This is a genomic window from Bacillus sp. FSL E2-8900, from assembly GCF_037966225.1.
Lineage (GTDB): Bacteria > Bacillota > Bacilli > Bacillales > Bacillaceae_G > Bacillus_A > Bacillus_A cereus.
In genome coordinates this window covers 53,893-80,000 of sequence record NZ_CP150193.1, presented here as the reverse complement: position 1 = coordinate 80,000, position 26,108 = coordinate 53,893, and the positions used below count along the sequence as shown (strand labels likewise).

Genomic DNA, 26,108 nt, shown 5'->3' with positions numbered 1-26,108 from the left:
AGTATAGCATTTTCTACTCAACTAGAAAAACTGCCAGCAACTAACTGGCAGCTCTTCTTTCTTTCACGTAATTATAGGAAGTGTATAGAAGAATGTCAATCTCCTATGTCCATTATTAACCAACGTAAATTGTTTGTTGTTTCGCTTCCACTTCTTCTACAAATGTACCTAACACATTCGCAAGGTCTTCCCGTGTGTTACAAGCATTAATACCATTACGTACACTCGCATTACCACGAACACCTTTTAAATACCAAGCTGCATGTTTTCTCATCTCTCTTACAGCGACACTTTCGTTCTTTAAGTCAATAAGACGATCTAGATGTAACATACATACATCAATTTTCTCGCGCACTGTTGGTTCCGGCATTAATTCACCCGTCTCCAAATACTTTACCGTACGATAAATCATCCACGGATCTCCAAGAGCCGCACGACCAATCATAACACCATCTACACCAATTTCATCAAGCATACGCTTTGCATCTTGCGGCGTTGCGACATCACCATTTCCGATAACCGGGATATTTACAGATTGTTTTACTTGTTTAATAATATCCCAATCCGCTTTTCCTTCATACATTTGCACTCGTGTACGTCCGTGAACCGCCACAGCTTGGCCACCAGCACGCTCAACAGCCCTAGCATTTTCTATTGCGAAAATATGTTCTTCATCCCAACCGATACGCATTTTAACTGTAACCGGCTTTTCAACAGCATCTACAACCGCTGCTACCATTTCATATATTTTATTCGGATCTAAAAGCCACCTTGCCCCCGCATCACATTTAACGATTTTCGGCACTGGACAACCCATATTAATATCAATTATGTCTGCTGTCGTATATTTATCTACATATTTCGCAGCATCTACAAGAGTTTCTTTCTCTCCACCAAAAATTTGTAAACTTAATGGCTTTTCTCTCTCGTCGATATATAACATATCTAATGTTCTTTTATTATTAAGTAATATTGCCTTATCACTTACCATTTCAGCACAAACTAAGCCGGCACCAAATTCTTTTACTGTTAAACGGAATGCAGAGTTACACACTCCCGCCATCGGTGCTAGTACAACCGGATTTTTCATCTCGATATTTGCAATCTTTAACAATCAACCTACTCCTTCCTGTACAATCACTTTGGCATTAATTCCTCTATCGAAACATTTAATGCCTTAGCAACTTCTACTACAAAATCTTGAGAAGGCGATCTATTCCCTCTCTCAACCTCACCTAAAACAGATACAGATACCCCTAGTTCTTTAGCAAAACCTTCTTGTGTATAGCCTTTTAGCTTTCGAAAAGCACGAATGCGTCTTCCCCATTTTTCTGCTTCCATACCGTTACTCCCTCTCGCCTTTTCATTTCTTCTACTTGTGAACGTGAAATGTTTTGTTTTATGTCTTGATTAATCTCTAACAACGGAACGATAACAAAAGCTCTTTCAAACATCCGCGGATGCGGAACAATAAGATTCTCTGCTTCAATATTCTCTTGATTATAAAGTAAAATGTCAAGGTCGATAGTCCTCGGCCCCCACCTAATTTCCCTTTTTCTTCCTAGGTCATTTTCTACTTTTTGTGTTACTTTCAATAACTCTTGTGGTGATAAATTGGTAGAAATTTTTATAACTAAATTTAAAAAGCAACTTTGGTCAGTATAGCCAACTGGCTCAGTTTCATATACAGATGAAATATCATCAACCTGAATATAAGGATTTTTATTTAAAAACTGAATCGCTTCAGTTAGATACGTATAACGCTCTCCAATATTTGACCCTAATGCAATGTAAGCTATATTGCTCATGGACGTTCTCTCGTAATTTCTACTGCTACAGCACGATAATGACCCGGTATCGGTGGATCCGGCTTAATTACCTTAATTGTACAGCGTGAAATACTTTCATATTGTTTTAATATATCTGCAGCAATATTTTCAGCGATACTCTCCACAAGCTTATACTTTCTATCCTCAACAACTTTTCTACATAATTCGAAAAGCTCTCCATAATTGACCGAATGCTCTAAGTCATCACTTTCCCCTGCACGCTTTAAATCCAACTCCACCGTTAAGTCAACTTTAAATCTCTGACCTAATTTATTCTCCTCTGGGAACACACCATGATAACCATAAAACTCCATATCATGGATATAAATTTTATCCAATTACCTTACCCCCTTACCAATCATCGCATCCATCATTTTAGCCATACGCGCCATTTCTTTCACATCATGGACACGAACAAACTCACAGCCCTTTTCAATACCAAGACAAACGGTAGCTCCTGTTCCCTCAAGACGTTCCTCCACTGGCAAATCTAATACGTGCCCAATAAAGGACTTTCTCGAAGTACCTAAGAGAACCGGATAACCTAGCACATTTAACTGTTCTAAATTACGCATCGCCTCTAAGTTCTGCTCAGGTGTTTTAGCAAAACCGATACCTGGATCTAAAATAATATTCTCATCTGGCACACCAGCATTTTTAGCAATTTTAATACTGTCATACAAATCAGCAATCATATCCGCCATTAAATTACGATAATTCATATTATCGCGGTTATGCATTAAAATGATGGGTACATCATAATGAGCTGCGACTTCAGCAATTTTTGGCTCCGCCTTCGCTCCCCAAATATCATTAATAATATGAGCACCAGCCTCAATTGCTTGCTTTGCAACTTCAGCTTTATATGTATCGATAGATATAGGCAATTTTACTTCTTTTGAAACTGCTTGAATCATCGGGACAACTCGCTTTATTTCTTCTTCTACTGATACTTTAGCAAAACCTGGGCGAGTAGATTCGCCACCAATATCAATAATATGAGCACCTTGACCTTGCATTTCTTTTGCGTGACGTACCGCAGCATCTACCTCGTTGTAACTCCCACCATCAGAAAACGAATCTGGTGTTACATTTAAAATCCCCATAATTAATGTTTTTTCATTTAAATTCAATGTATATTCGCCGCAGCGCAAATCATAATCCCACTTCAAACTACACATCTCCTCTTCGTAATTCATTTCTGCTCCATAATTTCTCTCTTTGCATTCCATAAAGGTACATTAAACTTTTTGTAACCACTCCTACTTTACCCGGGAAATCCTGCGCTTCTATACGATAAAGCGGAACAATTTCTTGAATGGAGTTTGTTACGAAGACTTCATCCGCTGAAAGTAGCTCATCTTTTGTAAAGAAACCTTCCTTTACTTCTATATTTAATTCTTCAGCACTCTTTATAATAAACGCACGAGTGATACCATTTAAAATCCCTGTCTCTAACGAAGGTGTATATAAAACATCACCTTTCACAAAAAATAGATTCGAAACAATACCCTCTGCAACATAACCTGCTTCAGTGAGGAAAATACCTTCCTTACTCACAACATTTCCAATTTCACGCTTCCCTAAAATATTATTTAAATAGTGATGAGACTTCAGGCGAAATGTCCCTTCCGGTGTATTTCGCACTTGTTTTAGAATAACACCTTCTTTTTCCACTACATCCCCTGGAGCTGTTAAAGGTTTTATAAAAACAATAACAGAAGGCTCTTCATACATTTCCGTTTGTAATCCTATTTCATCTATACCCGCCGATACATTAAAACGTACATATGCATGCTTCAATTCATTCTTAGCGAGTAAATCTTTCAAAATAAGCATCACATCATTTTTTGTCATTGTCCATTTAATTTGCAATGTATCCAGCGCCTCTATTAAACGGTTATAATGATCATCCAATAAGAAAGGATGACCATTATAAATACGAAACGTTTCAAAAACTCCAAGACCATATAAATAACCATGATCATAAGGAGAAATTCTCGCTTCACTTGCTTCTACATACTGACCATTTACGTAAATTAACATAATGTCGCACTTGGACTGTATTTACGAATGAAATTCTGCAACAGCTCTTTCCCATGAGAAGTCATAATAGATTCTGGATGGAATTGCACACCCTCTATCGGCAATGTCTTATGACGAAGTGCCATAATTTCCCCTTCCTCTGTCCAAGATGTTACCTCTAAGCAATCGGGTAACGTCTCTTTCTTAACAATAAGGGAATGATAGCGCGTCGCAGTAAACGGATTAGGAATATCCGAAAAAATCGTCTTTCCATCATGATGCATAAGCGAGGTTTTTCCATGCATTAATCGCTCTGCACGGACAACCTCTCCCCCAAACACTTGTGCAATAGATTGATGCCCTAGACAAACACCAAAAATCGGAGTCTTTCCAGCAAAGTATTTAATAGCTTCCATACTAATCCCAGCTTCATTAGGACTACATGGGCCTGGAGAAATCATTAGAAAATCTGGTTTCATATTCTCAATATCTGAAATGGTCACTTCATCATTACGTTTAACAACGAGCTCTTGTCCAAGTTCTCCAAGAAACTGCACTAAATTAAATGTAAAAGAATCATAATTATCAATCATTAATATCATTTCTCTCACCTAACCGTTTCTTCGCTACGTTCTTTTGCACGCCATAAAGCAATCGCCTTTTTTAACGACTCTTTATATTCATTTTCCGGATTTGAATCAATTACAATTCCCGCCCCTGCTTGTACATGAGCTTTTCCATCTTTAGCAAGAAGTGTTCTAATTACAATATTCAATTCTGTATCTCCAGAATAACCAATCCAACCGATTGAACCTGTATAAATCCCTCTTCGAACAGGTTCTAATTCCTCAATAATTTCCATCGTACGTATTTTTGGGGCACCAGTAATTGTTCCCCCAGGGAATACAGCCTTCACTAAATCAAAAGCATCCTTATCTTCTTCCACCTCACCACGCACATTAGAAACAATATGCATAACATGTGAGTATTTCTCAATTACCATAAATTCATCTACTTCTACAGTTCCATATTTACAAACACGTCCTAAATCATTTCTTTCTAAATCCACAAGCATTACATGCTCTGCTCTTTCTTTTTCGTTCTCAATTAATTCTCTTGCTAATTCTTCATCCTCTTGCTCATCCGCGCCTCTAGATCTCGTTCCAGCAATCGGTCTTGTACTTACTTCAGTTCCTTGTTTCTTAATTAACAACTCTGGTGATCCACTAACAATTTGAAAATCCCCAAGCTCCAGGTAACCCATATATGGAGATGGATTAATCTCACGAAGACTTGTATAAATTTCTAGTGGGTGTGTCTGTAACGTTCTTTCTTGTCTCGTCGACAAGTTTACTTGGAACACATCACCCGCCCCAATATATTCTTGAATACATTCAACTGCCTTCATAAAGCTGGCTTCAGTAAAAGCAACTGCTTCACTTTTCTTTTCAGGACTTTCAAAAGGCACGGTCACTTCAGGCGCTTCTGTCATCCAAAGACTCTTCCACTCATTTAGCCGTTCATTCGCCTCTTCATATTTATCTACATAATGCGTAATAACCCATAACACTTGTTCTTTTTGATCATAGACAAATACGTCATCAAATAATAAAAAGAAGATGTCAGGTATATTAATATCATCTTCCGCAAGAGAAGGCAGCTTTTCAATATAACGGATACAGTCATAACTGAAATAGCCAATTGCACCACCTTGAAAAGGCGGATACTCTGGGTTATAGTCCGTCTTCCATTGTTCCATATATTCTTGCATTAAATCTAACGGATTCCCTCGTTTTATTGTTTCCTTACCACTTTCACTTATATGTAACGTTTCATCCTTCCCTCGAATTACCGCTACTGGGTTCAGCCCTACAATGTTATAACGACCGCCACGGCCGCTTTCTAACAAAATATGTTGCGATTTACCCTGAGAAAGAAATTTATATTGCTTAAAGAAATCTAACTGATATGGAATAGAAAGCGCTAAAGATTTTCTTCGTTGCATATCAACACCCCGTCTTCTTTTATCCCACCCTCTTAGATAAACCAGCTCAAACTACATAAGTTATTTATATAGAGATTGATTATACTCGAAGGCTAGTGAAAATAATTTAATTATACTACCTCTTATTTTACATGAAGTTTTCTAGTCATTCACTCTTTTCCTATTTCCAATCCCAAAAGAAAAAGCACCCTTTTTCAAGGATGCTTTTTCAATCGCGTTTAATTAGGATTCAAATTGATAAAGTGGTGTACTTAAATAACGTTCACCGTTACTTGGGATAATAACAAGTACCTTTTTCCCTTTACCTAACTTTTTCGCAACTTCTGTTGCTGCATAAATAACTGCGCCTGAAGAGATACCAACTAAAATACCTTCCTCTTTAGCCACTCTTCTCGCATATTCAAATGCTTGCTCTGTTTTCACTTGAATAATTTCATCATATACTTCTACATCCAACGTCTCCGGAACAAATCCCGCCCCAATTCCTTGGATTTTATGTGGACCTGGCTTCCCACCAGATAATACTGGTGAATCTGCAGGTTCTACTGCATAAATTTTAATATCTTTATACGCTTCCTTCAGTACTTCACCAGCACCAGTAATCGTTCCACCTGTACCAATACCTGCAATAAACGCATCTAATTGGTCGCCCATTTGTTCAATAATTTCTGGACCTGTTGTTAAACGGTGAATTTCTGGATTCGATTGGTTTTTGAACTGTTGTGGTATAAAGTAGCCATGTTCTTTTGCTAATTCAGTCGCTTTACGAATTGCTCCACCCATTCCTTCAGGCCCTGGAGTCAATACTAATTCCGCACCGTAAGCACGTAATAAATTACGACGCTCAATACTCATTGTTTCTGGCATTACTAAGATTGCATTATATCCTTTAGCAGCCGCTACCATCGCTAAACCAATTCCTGTGTTACCACTTGTCGGCTCAATGATTGTATCGCCCTCTTTTAATAATCCCTTTTTTTCAGCATCTTCAATCATAGCTAATGCGATACGATCTTTAACACTACTCCCCGGATTCATAAATTCTAATTTTAAGTATATATCTGCGCTGTCTGATTCTACGATGCGGTTCAACTTAACGATCGGCGTTTTCCCGATTAATTCTGAAACTGATTGTGCCACTCGCATTCCTGTCACTCCTAACACCGAGTATTTTTATTGGTTTTATCTATATTTAGATTTTGTCAGAAAATTCCCTGTTTGTCAATTCATTTGGAGGGTTGCTCCTCTTAATTCCCTTATTACAAATTCTCGATTAAATTTGTAATATCTTCTTTAGAGAACTTGTATCGTTCATTACAGAAATGACAGTGAACTTCTGTCTCTTCCTCTTCTTCACGAACTTGCTCTAACTCTGTTTTACCTAAACTAATTAATACACTCTCAATACGCTCGCGTGAGCATGTGCAATTAAATTGAACATCCATTGTTTCTAATACTTTTACTTTATCTTCTCCAAGAACTGCATATAGTAGCTCTTCCGGAGAAAGACCTTGTTCAATCAACGTTGATACAGGTGGAATCTTTTGTAAACGGTCTTCAATAAATGAAATCGTTTCATCTTGCGCACCCGGCATAATTTGAAGGATGAATCCACCTGCCGCTAATATGCTATCATCTCCATTTACAAGAACACCAACACCTACAGAAGAAGGCGTTTGTTCAGAAACTGCAAAATAATACGTAAAGTCTTCTCCTAATTCTCCTGAAACGATTGGAGATTGACCAATAAACGGCTCACGCATTCCAATATCTTTAATTACAGTTACAAACCCCTCTGTACCTACCGCTTGATATACACGTAACTTCCCTTGTTCTGTTCCTTCAAAATCAACATGCGGATTCGTTACATAACCACGTACATCTCCATTTGCATGAGCATCTACTAAGATAGGGCCAATTGGACCGTTACCTTCTACCTTAATCGTTAACTTTTGCTCGCCCTTTAACATTGCGCCCATCATTGTACCCGCAGTCAAAGAACGCCCTAGTGCCGCTGAAGCTGTTCTCCATGTATCATGACGTCTTTGCGCCTCACTTACTGTATTTGTTGTACGCACACTATACGCACGCACTTCTCCATCAAATGCTAACGCTTTTACTAAATAATCTTTCATACGTATTTATTCACCTTTCTCATGCTGTAAATTTGCATTACGTTCATATAACATATACAAACCTTTTAACGTTAAAAACGGATCTACAATATCAATTACATTCGATTCTTCGGAAATTAATTTTGCCAATCCACCTGTTGCAATAACTTTAGGTTCTTGTCTAGCTTCTTCTTTCATACGCTTAACAATACCTTCCACTTGTCCAACATAACCATAAAGAATACCAGATTGCATCGCACTTACTGTATTTTTCCCAACAACACTGCTTGGTTTTGTAATTTCGATACGAGGAAGTTTTGCTGCTCTGCTATATAAAGCCTCTGCTGAAATCATAATTCCTGGCGTAATAACTCCACCCATATAATGTTTTTCTTCGTTAATATAACAATATGTAGTAGCCGTACCAAAATCAACAATAATGAGCGGACTTCCATATAAGTGGATTCCTGCTACTGCATTTACAATTCGGTCTGCGCCTACTTCACGCGGATTTTCATATTTAATATTTAGTCCTGTTTTTATCCCAGGCCCTACTACAAGCGGTTTAATTTTAAAATATTTTTCACACATGCGCTCTAAAGCAAACATAATTGGTGGTACGACTGAAGACACAATAATACCTTTCACATCTTCAAACGAAAGACCCTCATGCTCAAGCAATTGCTTTACAAGCATTCCATATTCATCTTCTGTCTTATGACGATCTGTTTCCATGCGCCAATGCTGACGAAGTTCCCCCTCTTCAAATACACCTAGTACAGCATTTGTGTTCCCTACATCCAATACAAAAATCATATTCTCACCACTTATCTTATTTAATCTATATTTGTGCAGTATGTATAAAACTTATAAAAACATCATATCACACATACTTATATAATCAGCTTTCCTACCCTCATCATTTTACAAAAAGATTGCTCTCTATTTCAATTTTTAATACTAGTTTTACTTAAATTACTTTATCCACTAAGTTCTCAATAGTAATTAACAAAGATTTTAACAAACAAAAAAGGAGTGACGATAGTCACTCCTTCACTTCTTACTTATCTTCTTTATCTTCATCGTCTTTCTTCATGTTGATGTTTACTTTCACATCATCTGAAGATGTTGGACGTTCTGGCAATCTGCCGTAATCACATAAATGATTGATTTGCTCTGCATCTAATGTTTCTACTTCAAGTAACGTTTGTGCGATAATATCTAGTTTATCACGGTTTTCAGTAAGAATTTGTTTTGCACGAGCATAACATTCTTTCATAATTGATTGCATTTCCATATCGATTTCATGTGCAATCGCATCACTATAGTTTTGTTCTGAGTGGAAGTCTCTTCCTAAGAACACTTGACCACCTTGCGAGCTACCAAATTGCATCGGTCCAAGTTTGTCACTCATACCAAATTCCGTAACCATACGTCTTGCAATACCAGTCGCACGTTGGAAGTCATTATGAGCACCTGTACTCACTTCACCAAATACAATCTCCTCAGCTACTCGGCCACCAAGTAAACCAGTGATTTTATCAAGTAACTCTGGTTTCGTCATGAAGTAACGATCTTCTTTCGGAAGCATTACCGCATATCCACCAGCCTGACCACGAGGGACAATTGTTACTTTATGAACGACATCTGCTTCATCGAGAACAACACCAATTACAGTATGACCTGCTTCATGGAAAGCAACGATATTACGTTCTTTTTCAGAGATAACACGACTTTTCTTAGCTGGACCTGCAATAACACGATCCGTCGCTTCATCGATATCACTCATATCAATTTTCTTCTTATCTTGACGTGCAGCTACTAAAGCAGCTTCGTTTAATAAGTTTTCAAGATCCGCACCAGAGAATCCTGGTGTACGAGTCGCAATCGCTCTTAAATTAATATGCTCATCAAGTGGTTTATTACGCGCATGTACTTTCAGTACAGCTTCACGGCCATTTACATCTGGACGATCTACTGTAATTTGACGGTCAAAACGACCTGGACGTAATAACGCTGGGTCAAGAATGTCTGGACGGTTTGTCGCAGCAATGATAATAATACCTTCGTTTGCACCGAATCCATCCATTTCAACAAGTAATTGGTTCAATGTTTGCTCACGCTCATCATGACCACCACCAAGACCTGCGCCACGTTGACGACCTACTGCATCAATTTCATCAATGAAAATGATACAAGGAGCATTTTTCTTTGCATTTTCAAATAAATCACGTACACGTGATGCACCGACACCGACAAACATCTCTACGAAGTCAGAACCACTGATAGAGAAGAATGGAACGCCAGCCTCACCTGCAACAGCACGTGCTAATAAAGTTTTACCTGTACCTGGAGGTCCAACTAATAGGACACCCTTTGGAATACGAGCACCAACTTCAGAGAACTTACGAGGGTCTTTCAAGAATTCAACTACCTCAACAAGTTCTTGTTTCTCTTCATCCGCACCAGCAACATCTCTGAAACGAACTTTTTTCTTTTCATCATTATATAACTTCGCCTTACTTTTCCCGAAGTTCATAACACGGCTACCGCCGCCTTGAGCTTGGTTTAATAAGAAGAAGAATAAAATGAAGATGATGACAAATGGAATGATTGAAGTAAAGAATGTTACCCAAGCACTTGTTTCTTCTGCTGGTTGATACTTAACTTCGGCACCTTTCGCTTTATCATTAATTTTCTTTTGTAATTCCTCAGTATTTGGTGCATAAGTAACAAATTGTTCTCCTTGGCTAGAGTTATTAAATTGTCCTTTTACCTCAAATACACCATTTTTCGGTTGAAGTTGCACATTACGCACTTCACCGCTTTCCAGTTTAGTAATGAATTTGTCGTAGCTAACTGATGTCGTTTTTTGTGTCGAACCATTAAAATAGCTCACGATTCCAATTACTACTAAGAATATCAGTAAATAAAAGATGGTATTACGGAAGATACGATTCATTCCTAACCTCCTCTCACGGCATAAACACTATAGTAAATCGTAACATAGAAAAACTTTCCTATACAATTGTGAAGCCTATATTTAATTAATTTGAGTAAACGCTTGGTTTTAATACGCCTACATAAGGAAGATTACGGTACTGCTCTTTATAATCTAATCCATATCCTACTACAAATTCATGTGGAACAGTAAATCCAACATAATCCGCTTTCAGATCAACCTTACGGCCTGTTGGCTTATCTAATAATGTAACAATTTTTACAGACTTCGCTTTACGATATTTGAATAAGTCTACTAAGTAGCTTAGTGTAAGACCACTATCAATAATATCTTCGACGATTAAAATATCGCGACCTTCTACAGAAGTATCAAGATCTTTTAAAATTTTCACTTCGCCTGTTGAAACTGTAGAGTGACCGTAACTAGATACAGCCATAAAATCCATTTCAAGATATGTATCTGTTCTCTTTAATAAATCTGCCATGAATGGCATTGCGCCTTTTAATACACCAATTGCAAGAGGTACTGTGTTTTTATAATCCTCTGCAATAATTGCACCTAGTTCGCGCACCTTTTCTTGTATTTGCTCTTCAGAAATTAATACTTTTTCGATATCTTGATTCATCATTTCATTATCCTCCCGGAAGACTCCTTGCTTTTGTAGTGAATAATCATATATTTATCCTTCTTTGCCATCTCTTTCGAAATTGCAAATGCAGATCGTTTCAACAAGGGTACCCAAATAATAGTCCCACTTGCATCACAAACGACCGGCCATTCTTCTCTTTTTTCTTTCGGTACTTTCGCTTCGATAAAAATAGCTTTTATCTTTTTCGTACCATTCATACCTTGTATTGACATGCGATCTCCATTTTCTCTAGAACGAATACGAAGTGGATATGATATATCATTATACTTAGCAACAAATACTGTTTCATTCATGTTACTTGGTATATCTTCGCTCACCTCTGTTACAAATTCATCCCCGTTCAATAGCGTAATGGTCCCGGGTACTAATAAATCTTGTGAAAAAGGAGAGACAATTTCTTGTTTAAATCTAAAGCTACACTCCTCGTATGAACGAACAATTTTCAAATCACCCGGAAAATCAAGTGAACCTGAAGGTTGTGTCCGCTTAAAAAACTCAATCAACTTGTCAATATGTATAGAAGAAAGAGAAGATGGAATCTTATATTCATAAAGATAGTTTAATATTAGTTGAATCCCTCTTCTTTGTAAAGGCATAGACATGGATTCAAAGGCAGGAATTGATAAGCTAATTTGTTTATCACTTTTTTTTGTAATTACTTTATTCATTTTCTCAAAAGCTAATTCCTGCAAATAAGCCTCATCCTCTTGCATCTGCACGCTAAATTTTTGGAATTTCTCATGCATTTGTGGATTTTCTTCTTTCAAATGAGGAAGGACATATTTACGTAATCGATTCCTTGTATATACTTCCTTTTTATTACTCGGATCTATACGTGGCATTAAATTTAGCTTATTACAGTAATCAACAATTTCTTCCTTCGTTACGCCAAGTAACGGCCTAATTAAATATCCATTATGAAAAGGACGCTTCACTGCAATTCCTGCATATCCTTTCGGAGTACTCCCTCTTACAAGACGCATTAAAATTGTCTCGACTTGATCATCTCCATGATGTCCAAGAGCAACATATCTCGCATCATATTTCTTCATTATTCTTTCCAAAAATGCATATCTGCATTCTCTCGCAGCAACCTGTGCATTCATTCCGTATTGCTGTTGATATTGTGATACATTAATCCTTATCGTTTCACAAATAATTCCCAGTTCTTCACAAAGGCCCTGCACAAACTGTAAATCCTCATAAGATTCATCACCTCTAAACATATGATCCACATGAGCAACTACAATTTCCAACTGTTTTTCCGCTCTTTTTTCTAATAAATAATATAAAAGCGCTAACGAGTCAGGACCACCAGAAACTCCCACAACAATTGTTGAATCATTCTTTAATACATCATGCTGCTTTACAAAGTCATCTACTTTTTCAACAAATGTATCTTTCAACTTCGCAATCACCTTTCATTAAACAAGAACAGCAACCTTAGTCACCTTGTCTACAATGGTACAACTTTTACAAACATTGTGCAAAAAAAAGATATACAAAAATTACATTTTTATCTTACATCCTCCGTGTATATTCACAAAATTAATAACATTACCTTTTCCCACAAAAAAACCTAGGTATTCACCTAGGTTTTTAAAATCAAATTATAGATAAACATTCCACTTACATTTTACTGCGCCTGCATTCCTACAATCGGAATCGTAGCCCACTTCGGCATATTTTTCTTCACTTTTGCCACTACAATAGTCATATCATCATTTATATAACCATCACAAGAGCGAATCACTTCTTCCATAATGATATCAGCAATTTCTTGCGGGTCTTCGGTTTGCAATTCTTTAATTTTTCGTTTCATCCACAATTCATGATTCTCCACATGCTGTGCTCCTTCAAAAATCCCATCGCTCATCATAATAAGAATATCGCCCGTTTTTAATTGTTCACCCACCACATCAACTTCAACATCTTCGATGATTCCCATCGGCAAATTACTTGCTTCAATTTTCAAAATATTATTTGCGCGTTTAACAAAACTCGGCGTCGATCCAATCTTTAAAAACCTTGCACTCGCATCCCGCAAATCTACCATAGCTAAATCTAATGTCGTAAACATTTCTTCTGTCGTTCTCAAAGAAAGAATTGAATTGATAGACTTAATTGCTATTTCTTCATCAATGCCTGATTGGAGTATTTTTTGTAATAATTTCACCGTTTCCTTACTTTCCATATGAGCTCTTTGCCCATTACCCATACCATCACTAATCGCAAGTGCATATTTACCAACACTTAAATCCATCATCGCATAAGAGTCACCCGAAACAAATCCACCGCCTTTTGCAGCTGTAGCCAATCCTGTATCAAGAGAATACGTCTTCGCCGAACCAAATGATATTAAACTATGGCCATTTGGATAAGACGACTTTTCTTCATGTTTAACGACAATATTTTCTTTAAGGATATCTGAAAGCATCGGTGCAACTAACTTTTCACACTCACCATGTTCATTAGATGCAACTGGAATTAACATTTCAATATCAATACTTCCTCTATCTAAACAATAAATATCAACATGCTCTACTTCAACACCAAAATCTCGGAACGCTTGCATAATCTGTTCTTCCTGCACTTGATGATTTTCACGCTCTCGTTGTATCTCCTTAGCAAAATCCTCCATAACCTTTGATACACCTAATAGTTGCTCCGCTACTATTCTACGATTTTCCTTCATTTGTTTTCGTAATTTTTGTCCCTCATAGAAGTGATCTAATTCACCGGCTACTAAATCCGTCACTTTTTTCCCTCTCACACAATGCTTGTCCCACTCACGAACTAATTTACGATTATGTTGCAGGGTTCCTTCTTCCGTTTCATTCATTATTTGTTTCATATAATCGTACGTTTTATCAAAATTCACTACCCAGCATTGATCCTTTTTAAAGCATGTTTGACATGTTTTCGCAGTAATTGTACTCAAAAACAAATCTGCTTCTGTCTCTTTATCTTCTTCCTCTACATACCCATATACAGAAAAGCTATTAGATAAAGCAGCAAATACATTTGCAAATTGGTTGATTTTATTTGCTGTAACATCACGCATCCTTCTTAAATATTGTTGTTGATCTTGCGAATGCTCTTGTGTACCTGGCATAAATTTAGCAATACGATCCAAAACAAGCTTCGGTGTTAATAAGAAGATAACAATCGCTACACCTGACTCAATTAAAGTTGTTACAATATTTGTCTGTTTGTCTACATATAATGTAATTAAGCTTGTCCCAATTAATAAACCTAAACTAACACCTAAACGCTTTCCTTCTTTTAACAATCCACCAAGCAATCCAGAAAAAGCAAGAAGGCTAAGCTGAGACAAGCTAGACACATTTGCTAAACTTAATATTAGTCCTGTTACAACCCCCACTGTAGACCCTGTTGCAGCACCCGCAATAAATGCAAATACTAGCACTAAATACCTTGTAAAAATATGTTGAATAGAAGCATCATATACAAACCAATCTGTTGTACCCGTTAAAACAGATGCTAGTAATATAATCAAACAAACAATTTCTTCCGTCTCTAATGCCTGTTGTTTTCCTTTCCTTTCCACTAAAAGCGGGACACTTTGTAAAAATATCATAGTTAATACAAAACTAAGTCCAGCCTCAATGGTACTAACGAGTAAATCGTACATGGTGACAGTTTGTTGCGCAAAATATACAACAACTAAGTGTGCGGTTAATGCGGAGATAAATACTTGAAATGGAACAAGTCCAACAGTTTTACGTGTAAATCGACTAAAGAAGATATTATAAATGAAGAAGGTAAAGATAGATGCAAAGGTAAAAAACAAATTATCTATCGATACTGAAAGAGCTCCTCCCATTAGAGCTAAAAATGCTAGCGGCATCTTATCCCGCTTCATAACATAAACAGCAGCAAAAAATGGCAGTGCAAACGGTAAAATATTTGTTAATATATATGCTCGTCCCAAAAGAAAACCAATAACAACAATAATAAATCCCCATCTAAAGAAAACTTGCTCAAATTTCATTCGCAACTTACTCGTCCACTTTATTCCACCAAGCTGACTCTCATTCATTGCCAATGCACTTGTATTCATAGTATTCCTTCCTGCTTTAGGCATATTTTTAACACCACCTGCATAGTTTAATTACTGTCATTATAAAAGATGATTGTTGGTTTTTTTGTCAAAACAACAGTTTTCACTTTTATAATCGTTCGACTTTTTATTCGAAATAACTCTACAGATATACAGGGTATGTAAGTTATTTTCGATATTTTAATTAAATATTCAGAAAATATAGGGTGATTTTGTAGAAGTGTTGTATATCTTAATTTATTTAACAAAAAAAGATCATGCAAATTTGCATGATCTTTTTAGATGACCCGTACGGGATTCGAACCCGTGTTACCGCCGTGAAAGGGCGGTGTCTTAACCACTTGACCAACGGGCCGTTAAATTAAATATAGCGGCGGAGGGGATCGAACCCCCGACCTCACGGGTATGAACCGTACGCTCTAGCCAGCTGAGCTACACCGCCATGTCGTCTTATTTAACGGACAATTAGTATCTTACATCAGATACTGATTAAAGTCAACACATCTCAAAAACTTTTTTGAAAATATTTTTTACATATAAAAAAGCACCCTGAGCCATCACTCTGGGTACCTCTCTATATGTTAAAAACTAAACGTCCTTATTATCCGCGACGCGCGCCACGGCCACCACGTTTAGACTCTGTGTTACGCTTTAAAGAAGTTAAACGATCTTCGCTATCTTTTAAGAAGCGTGCCATCTTTTGCTCAAATGTTTCTTTCGGAGCTCGGTCGTTACCGCCACCGCGATTATCTCTGTTGAAAGAGCGATTATTACGTTGTGGACGTCCAGAACGTTGTTGATCACCACCGCGTTGGTATTCACCACGTGGACGATCTCCTTCTGTTTTTTCACGTTCTTTCGCTTTTTTGATAGATAAACCAATCTTTCCATCTTTTTCAACATTAATAACTTTTACTTCTACTTGGTCGCCCACTTTTAAGTGATCGTTAATATCTTTTACATAGTTATCAGCAACTTCACTAATATGAACAAGACCCGTTAAGCCCTCTGGCAGCTCCACAAAAGCCCCAAAATTTGTAATACCTGTTACTTTACCCTGTAACTTGCTGCCTACCTCGATTGACATAAAAAAAATGCTCCTCCTTAGTGGTTAAAAAGTCAAATTTTACTTTATTATATATAATCCTAAAATATAGTGTCAATAAGACATACTCTACTTAGAAACAGGAAAAATTATCTCCCCTTTACCAGAGAAGAAATAATCCCTTCTAGCAATCTTTAATACGTACTCTTCATCATTTAACTTTTGAACTTCGTCTTTTAGACTTTTTTCTTTATTCGTTAATGAATCCAGTTCTTTTTTCATGTCCTTAACTTTTGCTTCTTTTGCTTTAATGGAACTGTTTTGTTGATAAAACGTTACACTAATACTCGCAATAATTGTAAAAGTAAAGACAAGAAAAACCGCTAAACGGCGATAAAGTCGCTTCCTGTTCTCATCCGTTTGTATTATATGCTCTTTAACAGGATTTGGACTCTGTTTTTCGATTGTTCTTTGTCTCAGTTCCCTCATTTCCGAGGTCCCCCTAACTTCTTTTTTATATGCTCCCATAGTTGGAAGATATGTCCCTTCAATTTTGCTATATATTGCAGGAACCCTATATGTTTCACTATAAAAAGTTTAACACGATTAGGGAGAAGTTTCCATATGAGCGAAGCAATAAATCGAACAGGCCAGAAAAAAACTTTCCATATGAAAAGTAATATCCAAATCACCATTTTCCATAACACATGTCCAATTGAAAGCAGTATACGAAATAAGAATAATATAAATGCAATAAATAGCTGCGCTATAATAATAACAGGTTTTATCATGAGTAGCTGTATAATTCGAACAAAAAAATATGTTGTTTGCATAAAAATATAGATGAGAAAATTTAACAGCTTCATGTATAGTGCCTTCAATAAGCTTTGATATGCCGCAAAACCACATAATAATGCCAAAAACACATATATACGTAGCTCAGCTTCATTTACGAGAAGCAATACATAAAAGACGAATAATGCTTGGACAATCCAAAATAATATATCATGTATAAATACAAGCCAACGTTTACGTTCTTGGCGCTTTAAAAAACGTTGATATGTATCTAAAGACGCTCCAATCCAAGCACCCATTCCAATCATTGAAAGCATTGTATACAACTGAATTGTTAAGCTCATTTAAACAACTTACTAAAGAAACCTTTAGTTTTTTCCCCTTGATTTTCATCAATATACAGCATCTCATTAACTTTCCCTTTAATCGACACAATACCTTTTTCCACATCTAAATTTTTCATTTGTAAATTTTGACCACGAATCGTTAAAAAACCCATTACGGTCTCTAGTAAAAACTCTTCGCTATCAAAACTCTCTACCTGCTTCACACCGGTAATATCAATTATACGCCTGCCACGCATAATAATGTCATGCTCTACAGAAACATTTTGTTGATTAGAAGACGTAGGTGAGTAACCATTATTCACGTAAATCCCCCCATAGGTTTTTACTAGCTAATAGTAATGTATGAGGGGATAAATGATTTTAGAACAAGCCTTCTTCCGCTTTTACTTTTTCTTCACGAACTAAGCTATACATATTTGCTGCATCTTCTTTTTTAGTTGTTTCTTTTAATTCATTTATTTTCACAGTCACTATTTTTTGACCAAAACGAATTGTTAATTCATCAGCTACTTTCACATCAGAACTCGCTTTTGCCACTTGACCATTAATAGATATTCTTCCTTGATCAGCTACTTCTTTCGCTAATGTTCTTCTTTTAATTAAACGTGATACTTTTAAAAACTTATCTAGACGCATATCAAATCCCCCTATTAACGCTCTGTTTGTTTCGCTTCTTCCCATAAAACATCTAACTGTTCTAATGATAAATCTTTCATCTCTTTATTCATTTCAGCTACTTTTGCCTCCATGTATAAAAAACGACCAGTAAATTTCTCATTAGTTGAACGTAACGCCTCTTCTGGATCTATTTTGTAATGACGAGCTATATTAACAAATGCAAATAGTAAATCACCAAACTCACCCAGCATCTTTTCCTCATCCATATTTGTAACCTCTTGTTGGAACTCTTGCCATTCTTCCAAAGCTTTCTCTATCATCGGTTGCACATCAACCCAATCAAATCCAACCTTACCAGCTTTCTTCTGAATTTCATAGGCGCGTAGTAACTGTGGCAAACTTTTGGGAACGCCATTTAAAACAGATTCTTTCACGAATCCTTTTTCTTGTTTTTTAATTTCTTCCCAATTTGCAATCACTTCATCAGCGCTGTTTACATCCGTATTTCCAAACACATGCGGATGGCGACGAACCATTTTCTCAGATAGAGTTCGAATGATATCATCTATAGAGAACCAACCTTCATCTTCTCCGATTTGAGCATGAAGCATAACTTGTAATAATATATCTCCTAATTCTTCTACTAAGTGATCATCATCCTCTTCATCGATTGCTTCCAACACTTCATAAGCTTCCTCAATTAAATATTTCTTTAATGATTGATGTGTTTGCTTTTTATCCCACGGACAACCATTTGGACCACGAAGTTCCGCAATAATTTCTCTAAGAACATCAAACTGTTGATACAAGGACGCACGCTCCTGAACTGGCGGCACGTACACACTCGTTAAATTATTCAATTCCGTTTCATGATCTAACATGTACAACGGTACCTTCTTTACTTGTTCAAATGAAGTTCCTGCAGCTGTTACGATATACACTTCATAATCATCTGGTAACATCTCCATTAATGTTAATTTCACATCAGATGCAACGAATGCATCATATACTTGGCAAAAGATTAAATGTTGACGCAGTTCTAATTGCCCTCTTTCAAATGATGTAGCATCAAGTAATTGGAATCCTTCAATCGGATCAATCTTTAGACTTGCAAACATAGGATCAAGGAAACTTTGTCCACCCTCAATTCGCACTTCAACATTTGAAACTTCTCCTTTTTCTAACAGCAGCTGAACTGTTCTTTCTGCTACAAGTGGATGCCCGGGAACAGCATAGATAATTTCTGTACCTTCAGCTTGTTTTAGCAATTTATTCGCAATTGTTTCATATACAATTTCAAACGTATCATGTGCTTCATATACAGCATCAAAAGACGTATATTGTACGCCTTCTTTCTCCAATTCTTCTATAACTGGATGTTCTTTCGTTCTAACAAACAGATGGTCTGCTTCTTTTATTTTTCGATATACACCCATCGTTAGCTGATCTAATTCACCAGCTCCTAAACCTAAAATAGTAATGATTCCACTCACAACCAGTCACCTCTATCCACTCTTCTTCAATGAACCTTCTTTTTTCTCTTGTTTCATAACGGTTCCTAATTCTTTTTTTGTAAATACACGTAATTTCAAAATAAAAAACATATATGTCAATCCGCCGATGGCTACACCTAACAACGCTTCAAGCGTCGCGCTTCCTCTATGTTCCGTATTAATTACTAATCCAGACATCTGTAACACACGTGTGAACACCATTAATACAAATCCCATACAAATACCACTAATTACTATCCCTAACATATTTCGCTTATTGATAAGTGACCCTGATACAGCTCTCGTAAGCAACAAACTATTTAATCCAGAGATTATAATTAACGCACATAAAGTCGCAAAAGCTGCACCTTTCACACCAAAATAAGGCATGAATATATAATTTAACGCTAACTTTAAGCAACCTCCAAATACAACAAATAATGCTGGCTTAAACGTTTGCCCTAATCCTTGTAAAATAGAAGCTGTCGTAATTGACAATGAACTAAATAAAATAGATAACGATAAAATAGATAAAACATCTGATCCATCACTGTTTTCAAACAACATAATATTGGTAGGTTGAATAATACAAGTTAGTCCAATAGCTGCTGCAAGTCCAATAACAAATGTTATTTTCATTGCTAACTTTACCTTTTCTTGAATAAAGGAAAGATCTCCTCTTTCCTTCGCCGCTGTAATAATCGGAATAAGTGACAACGAGAAAGAAGTCGTCACAACAGTACCTAATTGCATTAGCGGAATACTTCTATCATAAACACCCTTTAATACCTTTGCATTTTCAGCCTGTTCTCCCGCACCAATAAGTAAGCTGTAAAAGGACACTGAATCAGCCATCTGTATAAAAATAAGCACTAAATTACTAACACAAATCGCTAACCCCTGCCAAAAAAGGATTTTAACTATCTTCCTTTTACCCTTAATTCTCGCTGCACTTTTGAAGAATATAGAACGAAAATCTTGACGCATATACAATATAAGTACAATAATCCCAATAAGTCCACCCGCAATTGAGCCTAACATAGCCCCTGCACCAACTGTATATAAATCAAATCCGTGAGCAATTAGGAATAGCGATAAAAACACAATAATAGAAACTCGAATTGTTTGTTCTATTACTTGCGAAACAGCCGTTGGCATCATATTATTAAATCCTTGAAAATACCCTCTTGCTACAGACAAAAATGGCATCAATAAGAATGAAAATGAAATAACACGTAGTAACTTATCTAAGTGTATATCGCCCATAGCTGCCGCAATTGTTTCGGCCCCAAAAAACAATGTAAAGAAGCCTATAAAACCAATTCCTAATAAGAACCAAAAAGATACACAAATAATTTCTTCTGCTTCTTTTTGTTTTCCCCGCTCTAGTCGTTCTGCAACCATTTTCGAAATGATAACAGGAAATCCATAAGTAGCTAAAATTAAACAAAATCCATAAAACGGGTAAATTTGTTGGTAAATATAAAACCCAATATCCCCCGCTATATTTTGATATGGAATACGGTAAAAAGCGCTTAATACTTTTGTAACAAAACTTGCAATCGTTAATATAATAGCCCCACGCCAAAAGGCTTGATACTTCTTCGCTTCCATACAAGAAAACTCCTTTTTCTATTCTCACCTCTCGTATTATATCATAAAGAAAAGAACAAACTCCCTTACCAACACGGGTAATAATGAGTTCCTACATGTTAAAAATATTCAACGAAAAAAGGTAGCAAAGTGCTACCTTCATTCAATATACATATATCTCCAAATAATTGATTTCTCAAAAAGAAAGATCATAATTAGGAAAGATTGCTACTTCTAAAATCAATATACCCTTACTGTTCCATTTGTTTCGCTAAGAAACTGGCAGCAGTATTAACCGCTTTATGCTCGATCTCGCTTATAATGGCTTCTTTTGAGAAAATAATGACGGCTCCAATCGGATCTCCGTTTGCAACAATCGGTCCAACTGTATAAGAATGAACCTTTTCTGTTACACCATCAATAATGGAAATATCACTTTCATCCGTCATAATAACAGACTTTCGTTCTTCCATCGTTTTTTCAATTAGATCGCCAACACTTTTATTTAAGTATTCTTTTTTCGATACGCCTGATACTGCGATGATAGAATCTCGATCACACACAAGCACATTATGTCCTAAGCTGTCATATAAAGCATCAGCATATTCTTTTGCAAAATCACCTAGCTCACTAATTGGAGAATACTTCTTTAAAATTACCTCTCCATCGCGATCAACAAATATTTCTAGTGGGTCTCCTTCTCGAATACGTAAGGTTCTACGAATTTCCTTCGGGATTACTACCCTGCCTAAATCATCAATTCGACGTACGATTCCAGTTGCTTTCATTCTAATGCTGCCTCACTTTCTACTGATGATCAAAGTGGTGAATTTACCTGTTCATGTAAAAATCACCAACTGTTAGACATAGTATTTTACACATTAGTTCTTCTATGCACGTCGAATTGTATTTTTTTATCTTATTTTAGGCATTTATTACTTCTTTTTTTACGTCTGGTAAGCCTTTTAATAAATTTTCAGCAATTGTTAACCACTTCGATGTCTCTAAGCCATTTGTTTTCATAACAATTTTCAATTGTGATCCTTCCATTCCTAAACCGATCATACGTCCAAAACTATTTCCGAGCATGAATAATTTTCCACCATCAATATTTTGGCTTGCTTGTTCAGAAAACAGGAATGTTACTTCAAATTTATTCTGCTTAATTAATTCAATTTGTTCTTTCATTGCCAACACTTTAATATTTGCAATTTGTAATAAATAACCAACTTCTTGTGGATAATCGCCAAATCTATCGATCATTTCTTCCTGCAATTCTTCAATATCCTCAATTGCAGAAACACCTCTAAATTGTTTATACATCATAATTTTTTGCTTACTATCTGAAATATAAGCATCTGGTAGATATGCATCTACCTCTAAGTCAATTTCAACATTAACTATATTTTCAGCCCCATCTGTTCCTCTACGCTGTTCAATTGCATCTTTTAACATTTGAGAATATAAATCAAATCCGACAGAATCAATAAATCCATGCTGTTCTGCCCCTAACAAATTACCTGCTCCACGAATAGATAAATCTCTCATAGCAATTTTGAAACCAGATCCAAGTTCCGTGAACTCTTTAATTGCTTGTAGACGCTTCTCTGCAACCTCTGACAGCACTTTGTCACGTTTATATGCAAAGTATGCATATGCAACACGATTAGAACGTCCAACACGCCCACGAAGCTGATACAACTGTGATAATCCCATACGATCTGCATCAAATACAATTAACGTATTTACATTCGGAATATCTACACCCGTCTCAATAATTGTTGTACTTACAAGAACATCATGCTGTCCTTCTAAAAATGATAGCATAACAGACTCTAATTCGCTTTCGTTCATTTTCCCATGTGCGTACGTTACGCGGGCATCTGGAACTAACATCGAAATTTCATCCGCTTTTCTTTCAATATCCTCTACACGGTTATATAGGAAGTAAACTTGACCACCTCTTGCAAGCTCTCGCTCTATCGCCTCTCGTATTAATGCTGGATTATACTCTACTACATACGTTTGGACTGGGAAACGATTTTCTGGTGGTGTCTCAATAACAGATAAGTCGCGCACACCAAGCATAGACATATGAAGCGTCCGCGGAATCGGAGTTGCCGTTAATGTTAATACGTCAACATTCGCCTTCAATTGTTTAATTTTTTCTTTATGTGTTACACCAAATCTTTGTTCTTCATCAATAATAAGAAGCCCTAAATCTTTATACGTAACATCTTTAGATAAAATACGATGTGTTCCGATTACAATATCTACTGTTCCATCCTTTAAGCCCTTAATTGTTTCATTTTGTTGTTTTCTCGTACGGAATCTACTTAATAAGCCTATATTGATCGGATAATCTTGAAAACGCTCTCGAATTGTTTCATAGTGTTGCTGCGCAAGAATCGTTGTCGGTACTAAAATTGCAACTTGTTTTTCATCCATAATTGCTTTAAATGCCGCACGAATAGCCACTTCAGTCTTTCCATATCCTACGTCACCACAAAGGAGCCTATCCATTGGGCGTCCGCGTTCCATATCTTTTTTAATCTCGTCAATAGAACGTAACTGATCCTCTGTCTCTTGATACGGGAAAGATGATTCGAACTCTTGTTGTTCTGCCGTATCTGGCGTATATGCATAGCCTTTTGAAGCTTCGCGCTCAGCATATAGTTTAATTAGGTCATCCGCAATGTCTTGTACAGATTTTTCAACTTTCGTTTTAACCTTCTTCCAATCATTACCACCTAATTTATAAACTTTCGGATCCTTACCTTCAGATCCTACATATTTTTGAACTTGATCAATTTGTTCAATTGGAACGTATAGCTTATCATTACCTTGATATTTAATATTTAAATAATCTTTATGAACACCATTAATCTCTAATGTCTCAATACCTAAAAATTTACCTATACCATGATTTACATGAACTACATAATCTCCAACTTTTAATTCCGAATAACTTTTAATACGTTCAGCATTCGATAACTTTTGTTTACGTTGTGATTTTTTAACTTTCTTATGAAAAAGCTCCTTTTCAGTAATGACAACAAGCTTTTGCATCGGCATTTCAAAACCTGCATGTAAATCACCTACAGCAATTTGTAACCTTCCAGGCAATAAAATATCTGTACCTTCTACAATATCTGCCTCAATATCATAATCACTTAAAATATGTTGTAATTTTTTCACACGTTCATCATCTGTTCCAAGTACAACAGTCGTAAAATGCCCTTCATTCCATCTATCAATTTCTGTTTTTAACAAATTCATCTGTCCATGGAAATCTTGCATTGTTTTACATGTTACATTAACAATATTTTGCGGATGTGTGTGTGCGATATGACGCAAGAATAACGTTAAATATACAAAACTTCTTTTTTTATGATGAAGAAACCCCTCGAATGGGTGAGAGAAAGATAAATCTTGAATAATTGTTCCTTCACCAAGAAGTGATATATACCATTCCGCCTCTTCTGTTTCAAGATGCGATGCTGTTTCTTGAATACGGGAAATCTCGTCTAAAATTACAACACCGTCTTCTGGTAAATAATCTATCAGACTAGCAGGTTCTTTATAGAAAATAGATAAGTATTTAAACATCTGTTCTATACTTTGCCCGTTTTTCAACATCTCAATTTCATGACTTACCGTCTCAAGCACTGTAGTCTTTAGTTTATCATCAGAAAGTTTTTGCATCGTCTTAGTCAAACCTTCTTCAAGATGCTGAATTCCTGATTTTAATTCTTCCTGTGAAAATAAAAACTCTGTTGCTGGACCAAACCTAACGCTTTCTTTTTTACCTTGAGAACGCTGTTCATCCACATCAAATAATCGAATAGAATCGACTTCTGTATCAAAGAATTCAATACGAAATGGTAGTTCTTCAGTTAAAGGATAAATATCTAATATTCCCCCACGCAAACTGAACTCCCCTGGAGCTTCTACCATCGACTTACGTTCATAGCCAATATGATGTAAAGTATGCAAGAGCGCATCTAAATCAATCTCTTGCCCTAGATTGATTTCAACTTGCTTTTGCTTCCACAATTCTTTTATTGGTAAAAATCTACGCAATCCTGCCACTGGCGCTACAATGATTCCATTCTCTCCCGCAGCCAAGCGATTTAACACTTCTATACGTTGCGCCTTCAATTCTGGACTTGCAACTCCAATTTCCGATGCTATCAGTTCATTCACTGGATATAACCACACATCTTTTTCACCAAGTAACGCCACTAAATCTTCATGTACTTTTTGTGCTTGGTATAAGTTATGCGTCACGATTAATTGTGATTTTTTTGTTTTTTTATATAAAGCCGCCATTAATAATGAACGAGAAGACGTTGCCATCCCTGATATAAGTTGTTCTTTTAACCCATCTTCTAATCCATTAATAACCGATTGTATCTCTTCATTTTTATAAAATTGCTCTAATAAACCTATCATTTTTAAAACTCCTCTCAACATAAAGAGCAAGTCATTCTATTTTATGCAAATATTTCGGAAAAGGAAAACAGAAAAATGCTTTGGACATGCCAAA

The 26,108-nt window shown here is 36.3% G+C and carries 24 protein-coding genes and 2 tRNA genes; all 26 read right to left on the bottom strand.

Annotated features, from left to right (window positions below; translation table 11 throughout):
* Positions 1–115: 115 nt before the first annotated feature.
* Positions 116–1,114, bottom strand: coding sequence for a tRNA dihydrouridine synthase DusB (dusB, locus tag NST90_RS00425; RefSeq protein WP_000912251.1), 999 nt, complete (start codon positions 1,112–1,114; stop codon positions 116–118).
* Between the two features lie 23 nt (positions 1,115–1,137).
* Positions 1,138–1,341 carry a helix-turn-helix transcriptional regulator gene (locus NST90_RS00420; RefSeq protein WP_000387031.1) on the bottom strand — a complete coding sequence of 68 codons (204 nt, stop codon included), beginning with the start codon at positions 1,339–1,341 and terminating at the stop codon, positions 1,138–1,140.
* On the bottom strand, positions 1,293–1,808 hold the full coding sequence (gene folK / locus NST90_RS00415) for a 2-amino-4-hydroxy-6-hydroxymethyldihydropteridine diphosphokinase (RefSeq protein WP_283748320.1): 516 nt from the start codon (positions 1,806–1,808) through the stop codon (positions 1,293–1,295). The genes NST90_RS00420 and folK overlap by 49 nt, the downstream gene beginning before the upstream one ends.
* Positions 1,805–2,167, bottom strand: a complete 363-nt coding sequence (folB, locus tag NST90_RS00410) for a dihydroneopterin aldolase (protein WP_000358062.1) — start codon at positions 2,165–2,167, stop codon at positions 1,805–1,807. The genes folK and folB overlap by 4 nt, the downstream gene beginning before the upstream one ends.
* Positions 2,168–3,028: a dihydropteroate synthase gene (gene folP / locus NST90_RS00405; RefSeq protein ID WP_002164656.1), complete on the bottom strand. Its 861-nt coding sequence runs from the start codon at positions 3,026–3,028 to the stop codon at positions 2,168–2,170. It lies immediately after the preceding gene.
* Positions 3,003–3,875: an aminodeoxychorismate lyase gene (pabC, locus tag NST90_RS00400; RefSeq protein WP_000909884.1), complete on the bottom strand. Its 873-nt coding sequence runs from the start codon at positions 3,873–3,875 to the stop codon at positions 3,003–3,005. Before pabC ends, folP begins: the two co-directional genes overlap by 26 nt.
* The gene (pabA, locus tag NST90_RS00395; protein ID WP_000602290.1) at positions 3,869–4,456 is read right to left on the bottom strand and encodes an aminodeoxychorismate/anthranilate synthase component II; all 588 of its coding nucleotides are present in this window, start codon (positions 4,454–4,456) and stop codon (positions 3,869–3,871) included. The genes pabC and pabA overlap by 7 nt, the downstream gene beginning before the upstream one ends.
* A gap of 5 nt (positions 4,457–4,461) precedes the next feature.
* Positions 4,462–5,859 (bottom strand): aminodeoxychorismate synthase component I, encoded by a 1,398-nt coding sequence (gene pabB / locus NST90_RS00390; RefSeq protein WP_001189722.1) that lies wholly within the window; start codon positions 5,857–5,859, stop codon positions 4,462–4,464.
* A gap of 222 nt (positions 5,860–6,081) precedes the next feature.
* On the bottom strand, positions 6,082–7,005 hold the full coding sequence (gene cysK, locus NST90_RS00385) for a cysteine synthase A (RefSeq protein WP_001261712.1): 924 nt from the start codon (positions 7,003–7,005) through the stop codon (positions 6,082–6,084).
* Between the two features lie 113 nt (positions 7,006–7,118).
* Positions 7,119–7,994: a redox-regulated molecular chaperone HslO gene (gene hslO, locus NST90_RS00380; RefSeq protein WP_000656372.1), complete on the bottom strand. Its 876-nt coding sequence runs from the start codon at positions 7,992–7,994 to the stop codon at positions 7,119–7,121.
* A gap of 6 nt (positions 7,995–8,000) precedes the next feature.
* Positions 8,001–8,789, bottom strand: coding sequence for a type III pantothenate kinase (locus NST90_RS00375; protein ID WP_000578368.1), 789 nt, complete (start codon positions 8,787–8,789; stop codon positions 8,001–8,003).
* A gap of 244 nt (positions 8,790–9,033) precedes the next feature.
* Positions 9,034–10,935: an ATP-dependent zinc metalloprotease FtsH gene (gene ftsH, locus NST90_RS00370; protein ID WP_001079667.1), complete on the bottom strand. Its 1,902-nt coding sequence runs from the start codon at positions 10,933–10,935 to the stop codon at positions 9,034–9,036.
* Between the two features lie 85 nt (positions 10,936–11,020).
* Entirely contained in the window at positions 11,021–11,563 is a 543-nt protein-coding gene (hpt, locus tag NST90_RS00365; protein WP_000981842.1) for a hypoxanthine phosphoribosyltransferase, read from the bottom strand.
* Positions 11,560–12,990, bottom strand: a complete 1,431-nt coding sequence (tilS, locus tag NST90_RS00360) for a tRNA lysidine(34) synthetase TilS (protein WP_000655463.1) — start codon at positions 12,988–12,990, stop codon at positions 11,560–11,562. Before tilS ends, hpt begins: the two co-directional genes overlap by 4 nt.
* A gap of 230 nt (positions 12,991–13,220) precedes the next feature.
* On the bottom strand, positions 13,221–15,692 hold the full coding sequence (gene spoIIE, locus NST90_RS00355; protein WP_001123552.1) for a stage II sporulation protein E: 2,472 nt from the start codon (positions 15,690–15,692) through the stop codon (positions 13,221–13,223).
* Between the two features lie 259 nt (positions 15,693–15,951).
* Positions 15,952–16,023: transfer RNA gene (locus NST90_RS00350), tRNA-Glu, on the bottom strand.
* A gap of 13 nt (positions 16,024–16,036) precedes the next feature.
* Positions 16,037–16,110 (bottom strand) — tRNA-Met (locus NST90_RS00345).
* Positions 16,111–16,269: 159 nt separating this feature from the next.
* Positions 16,270–16,755, bottom strand: coding sequence for a S1 domain-containing RNA-binding protein (locus NST90_RS00340; RefSeq protein ID WP_000021451.1), 486 nt, complete (start codon positions 16,753–16,755; stop codon positions 16,270–16,272).
* A gap of 87 nt (positions 16,756–16,842) precedes the next feature.
* On the bottom strand, positions 16,843–17,202 hold the full coding sequence (divIC, locus tag NST90_RS00335) for a cell division protein DivIC (protein WP_001208739.1): 360 nt from the start codon (positions 17,200–17,202) through the stop codon (positions 16,843–16,845).
* Entirely contained in the window at positions 17,199–17,852 is a 654-nt protein-coding gene (yabQ, locus tag NST90_RS00330; RefSeq protein WP_000059772.1) for a spore cortex biosynthesis protein YabQ, read from the bottom strand. Before yabQ ends, divIC begins: the two co-directional genes overlap by 4 nt.
* Positions 17,849–18,157: a sporulation protein YabP gene (yabP, locus tag NST90_RS00325; RefSeq protein ID WP_001059104.1), complete on the bottom strand. Its 309-nt coding sequence runs from the start codon at positions 18,155–18,157 to the stop codon at positions 17,849–17,851. The genes yabQ and yabP overlap by 4 nt, the downstream gene beginning before the upstream one ends.
* Positions 18,158–18,215: 58 nt before the next feature.
* Positions 18,216–18,491 (bottom strand): RNA-binding S4 domain-containing protein, encoded by a 276-nt coding sequence (locus tag NST90_RS00320; RefSeq protein ID WP_001234876.1) that lies wholly within the window; start codon positions 18,489–18,491, stop codon positions 18,216–18,218.
* 14 nt (positions 18,492–18,505) lie between these two features.
* A complete protein-coding gene (mazG, locus tag NST90_RS00315; RefSeq protein ID WP_025710359.1) occupies positions 18,506–19,966 on the bottom strand; it encodes a nucleoside triphosphate pyrophosphohydrolase in 1,461 nt (486 codons plus the stop codon).
* 12 nt (positions 19,967–19,978) lie between these two features.
* Positions 19,979–21,580, bottom strand: coding sequence for an oligosaccharide flippase family protein (locus NST90_RS00310; protein ID WP_000387579.1), 1,602 nt, complete (start codon positions 21,578–21,580; stop codon positions 19,979–19,981).
* A 230-nt stretch (positions 21,581–21,810) separates the two neighbouring features.
* Entirely contained in the window at positions 21,811–22,347 is a 537-nt protein-coding gene (gene spoVT / locus NST90_RS00305; RefSeq protein WP_000648302.1) for a stage V sporulation protein T, read from the bottom strand.
* A gap of 136 nt (positions 22,348–22,483) precedes the next feature.
* Entirely contained in the window at positions 22,484–26,014 is a 3,531-nt protein-coding gene (gene mfd, locus NST90_RS00300; RefSeq protein ID WP_000579686.1) for a transcription-repair coupling factor, read from the bottom strand.
* Positions 26,015–26,108: the final 94 nt, after the last annotated feature.

What these genes read in the sequence shown, in the direction of transcription:
- NST90_RS00420 (WP_000387031.1), bottom strand. Translation starts at nt 1,341, where the DNA reads ATGGAAGCAGAAAAATGGGGAAGACGCATTCGTGCTTTTCGAAAGCTA.
- folK (WP_283748320.1), bottom strand. Translation starts at nt 1,808, where the DNA reads ATGAGCAATATAGCTTACATTGCATTAGGGTCAAATATTGGAGAGCGT.
- folP (WP_002164656.1), bottom strand. Translation starts at nt 3,028, where the DNA reads ATGAATTACGAAGAGGAGATGTGTAGTTTGAAGTGGGATTATGATTTG.
- pabC (WP_000909884.1), bottom strand. Translation starts at nt 3,875, where the DNA reads ATGTTAATTTACGTAAATGGTCAGTATGTAGAAGCAAGTGAAGCGAGA.
- pabA (WP_000602290.1), bottom strand. Translation starts at nt 4,456, where the DNA reads ATGATATTAATGATTGATAATTATGATTCTTTTACATTTAATTTAGTG.
- pabB (WP_001189722.1), bottom strand. Translation starts at nt 5,859, where the DNA reads ATGCAACGAAGAAAATCTTTAGCGCTTTCTATTCCATATCAGTTAGAT.
- cysK (WP_001261712.1), bottom strand. Translation starts at nt 7,005, where the DNA reads ATGCGAGTGGCACAATCAGTTTCAGAATTAATCGGGAAAACGCCGATC.
- hslO (WP_000656372.1), bottom strand. Translation starts at nt 7,994, where the DNA reads ATGAAAGATTATTTAGTAAAAGCGTTAGCATTTGATGGAGAAGTGCGT.
- NST90_RS00375 (WP_000578368.1), bottom strand. Translation starts at nt 8,789, where the DNA reads ATGATTTTTGTATTGGATGTAGGGAACACAAATGCTGTACTAGGTGTA.
- ftsH (WP_001079667.1), bottom strand. Translation starts at nt 10,935, where the DNA reads ATGAATCGTATCTTCCGTAATACCATCTTTTATTTACTGATATTCTTA.
- hpt (WP_000981842.1), bottom strand. Translation starts at nt 11,563, where the DNA reads ATGATGAATCAAGATATCGAAAAAGTATTAATTTCTGAAGAGCAAATA.
- spoIIE (WP_001123552.1), bottom strand. Translation starts at nt 15,692, where the DNA reads ATGCCTAAAGCAGGAAGGAATACTATGAATACAAGTGCATTGGCAATG.
- NST90_RS00340 (WP_000021451.1), bottom strand. Translation starts at nt 16,755, where the DNA reads ATGTCAATCGAGGTAGGCAGCAAGTTACAGGGTAAAGTAACAGGTATT.
- divIC (WP_001208739.1), bottom strand. Translation starts at nt 17,202, where the DNA reads ATGAGGGAACTGAGACAAAGAACAATCGAAAAACAGAGTCCAAATCCT.
- yabQ (WP_000059772.1), bottom strand. Translation starts at nt 17,852, where the DNA reads ATGAGCTTAACAATTCAGTTGTATACAATGCTTTCAATGATTGGAATG.
- NST90_RS00320 (WP_001234876.1), bottom strand. Translation starts at nt 18,491, where the DNA reads ATGCGTCTAGATAAGTTTTTAAAAGTATCACGTTTAATTAAAAGAAGA.
- NST90_RS00310 (WP_000387579.1), bottom strand. Translation starts at nt 21,580, where the DNA reads ATGGAAGCGAAGAAGTATCAAGCCTTTTGGCGTGGGGCTATTATATTA.
- spoVT (WP_000648302.1), bottom strand. Translation starts at nt 22,347, where the DNA reads ATGAAAGCAACTGGAATCGTACGTCGAATTGATGATTTAGGCAGGGTA.
- mfd (WP_000579686.1), bottom strand. Translation starts at nt 26,014, where the DNA reads ATGATAGGTTTATTAGAGCAATTTTATAAAAATGAAGAGATACAATCG.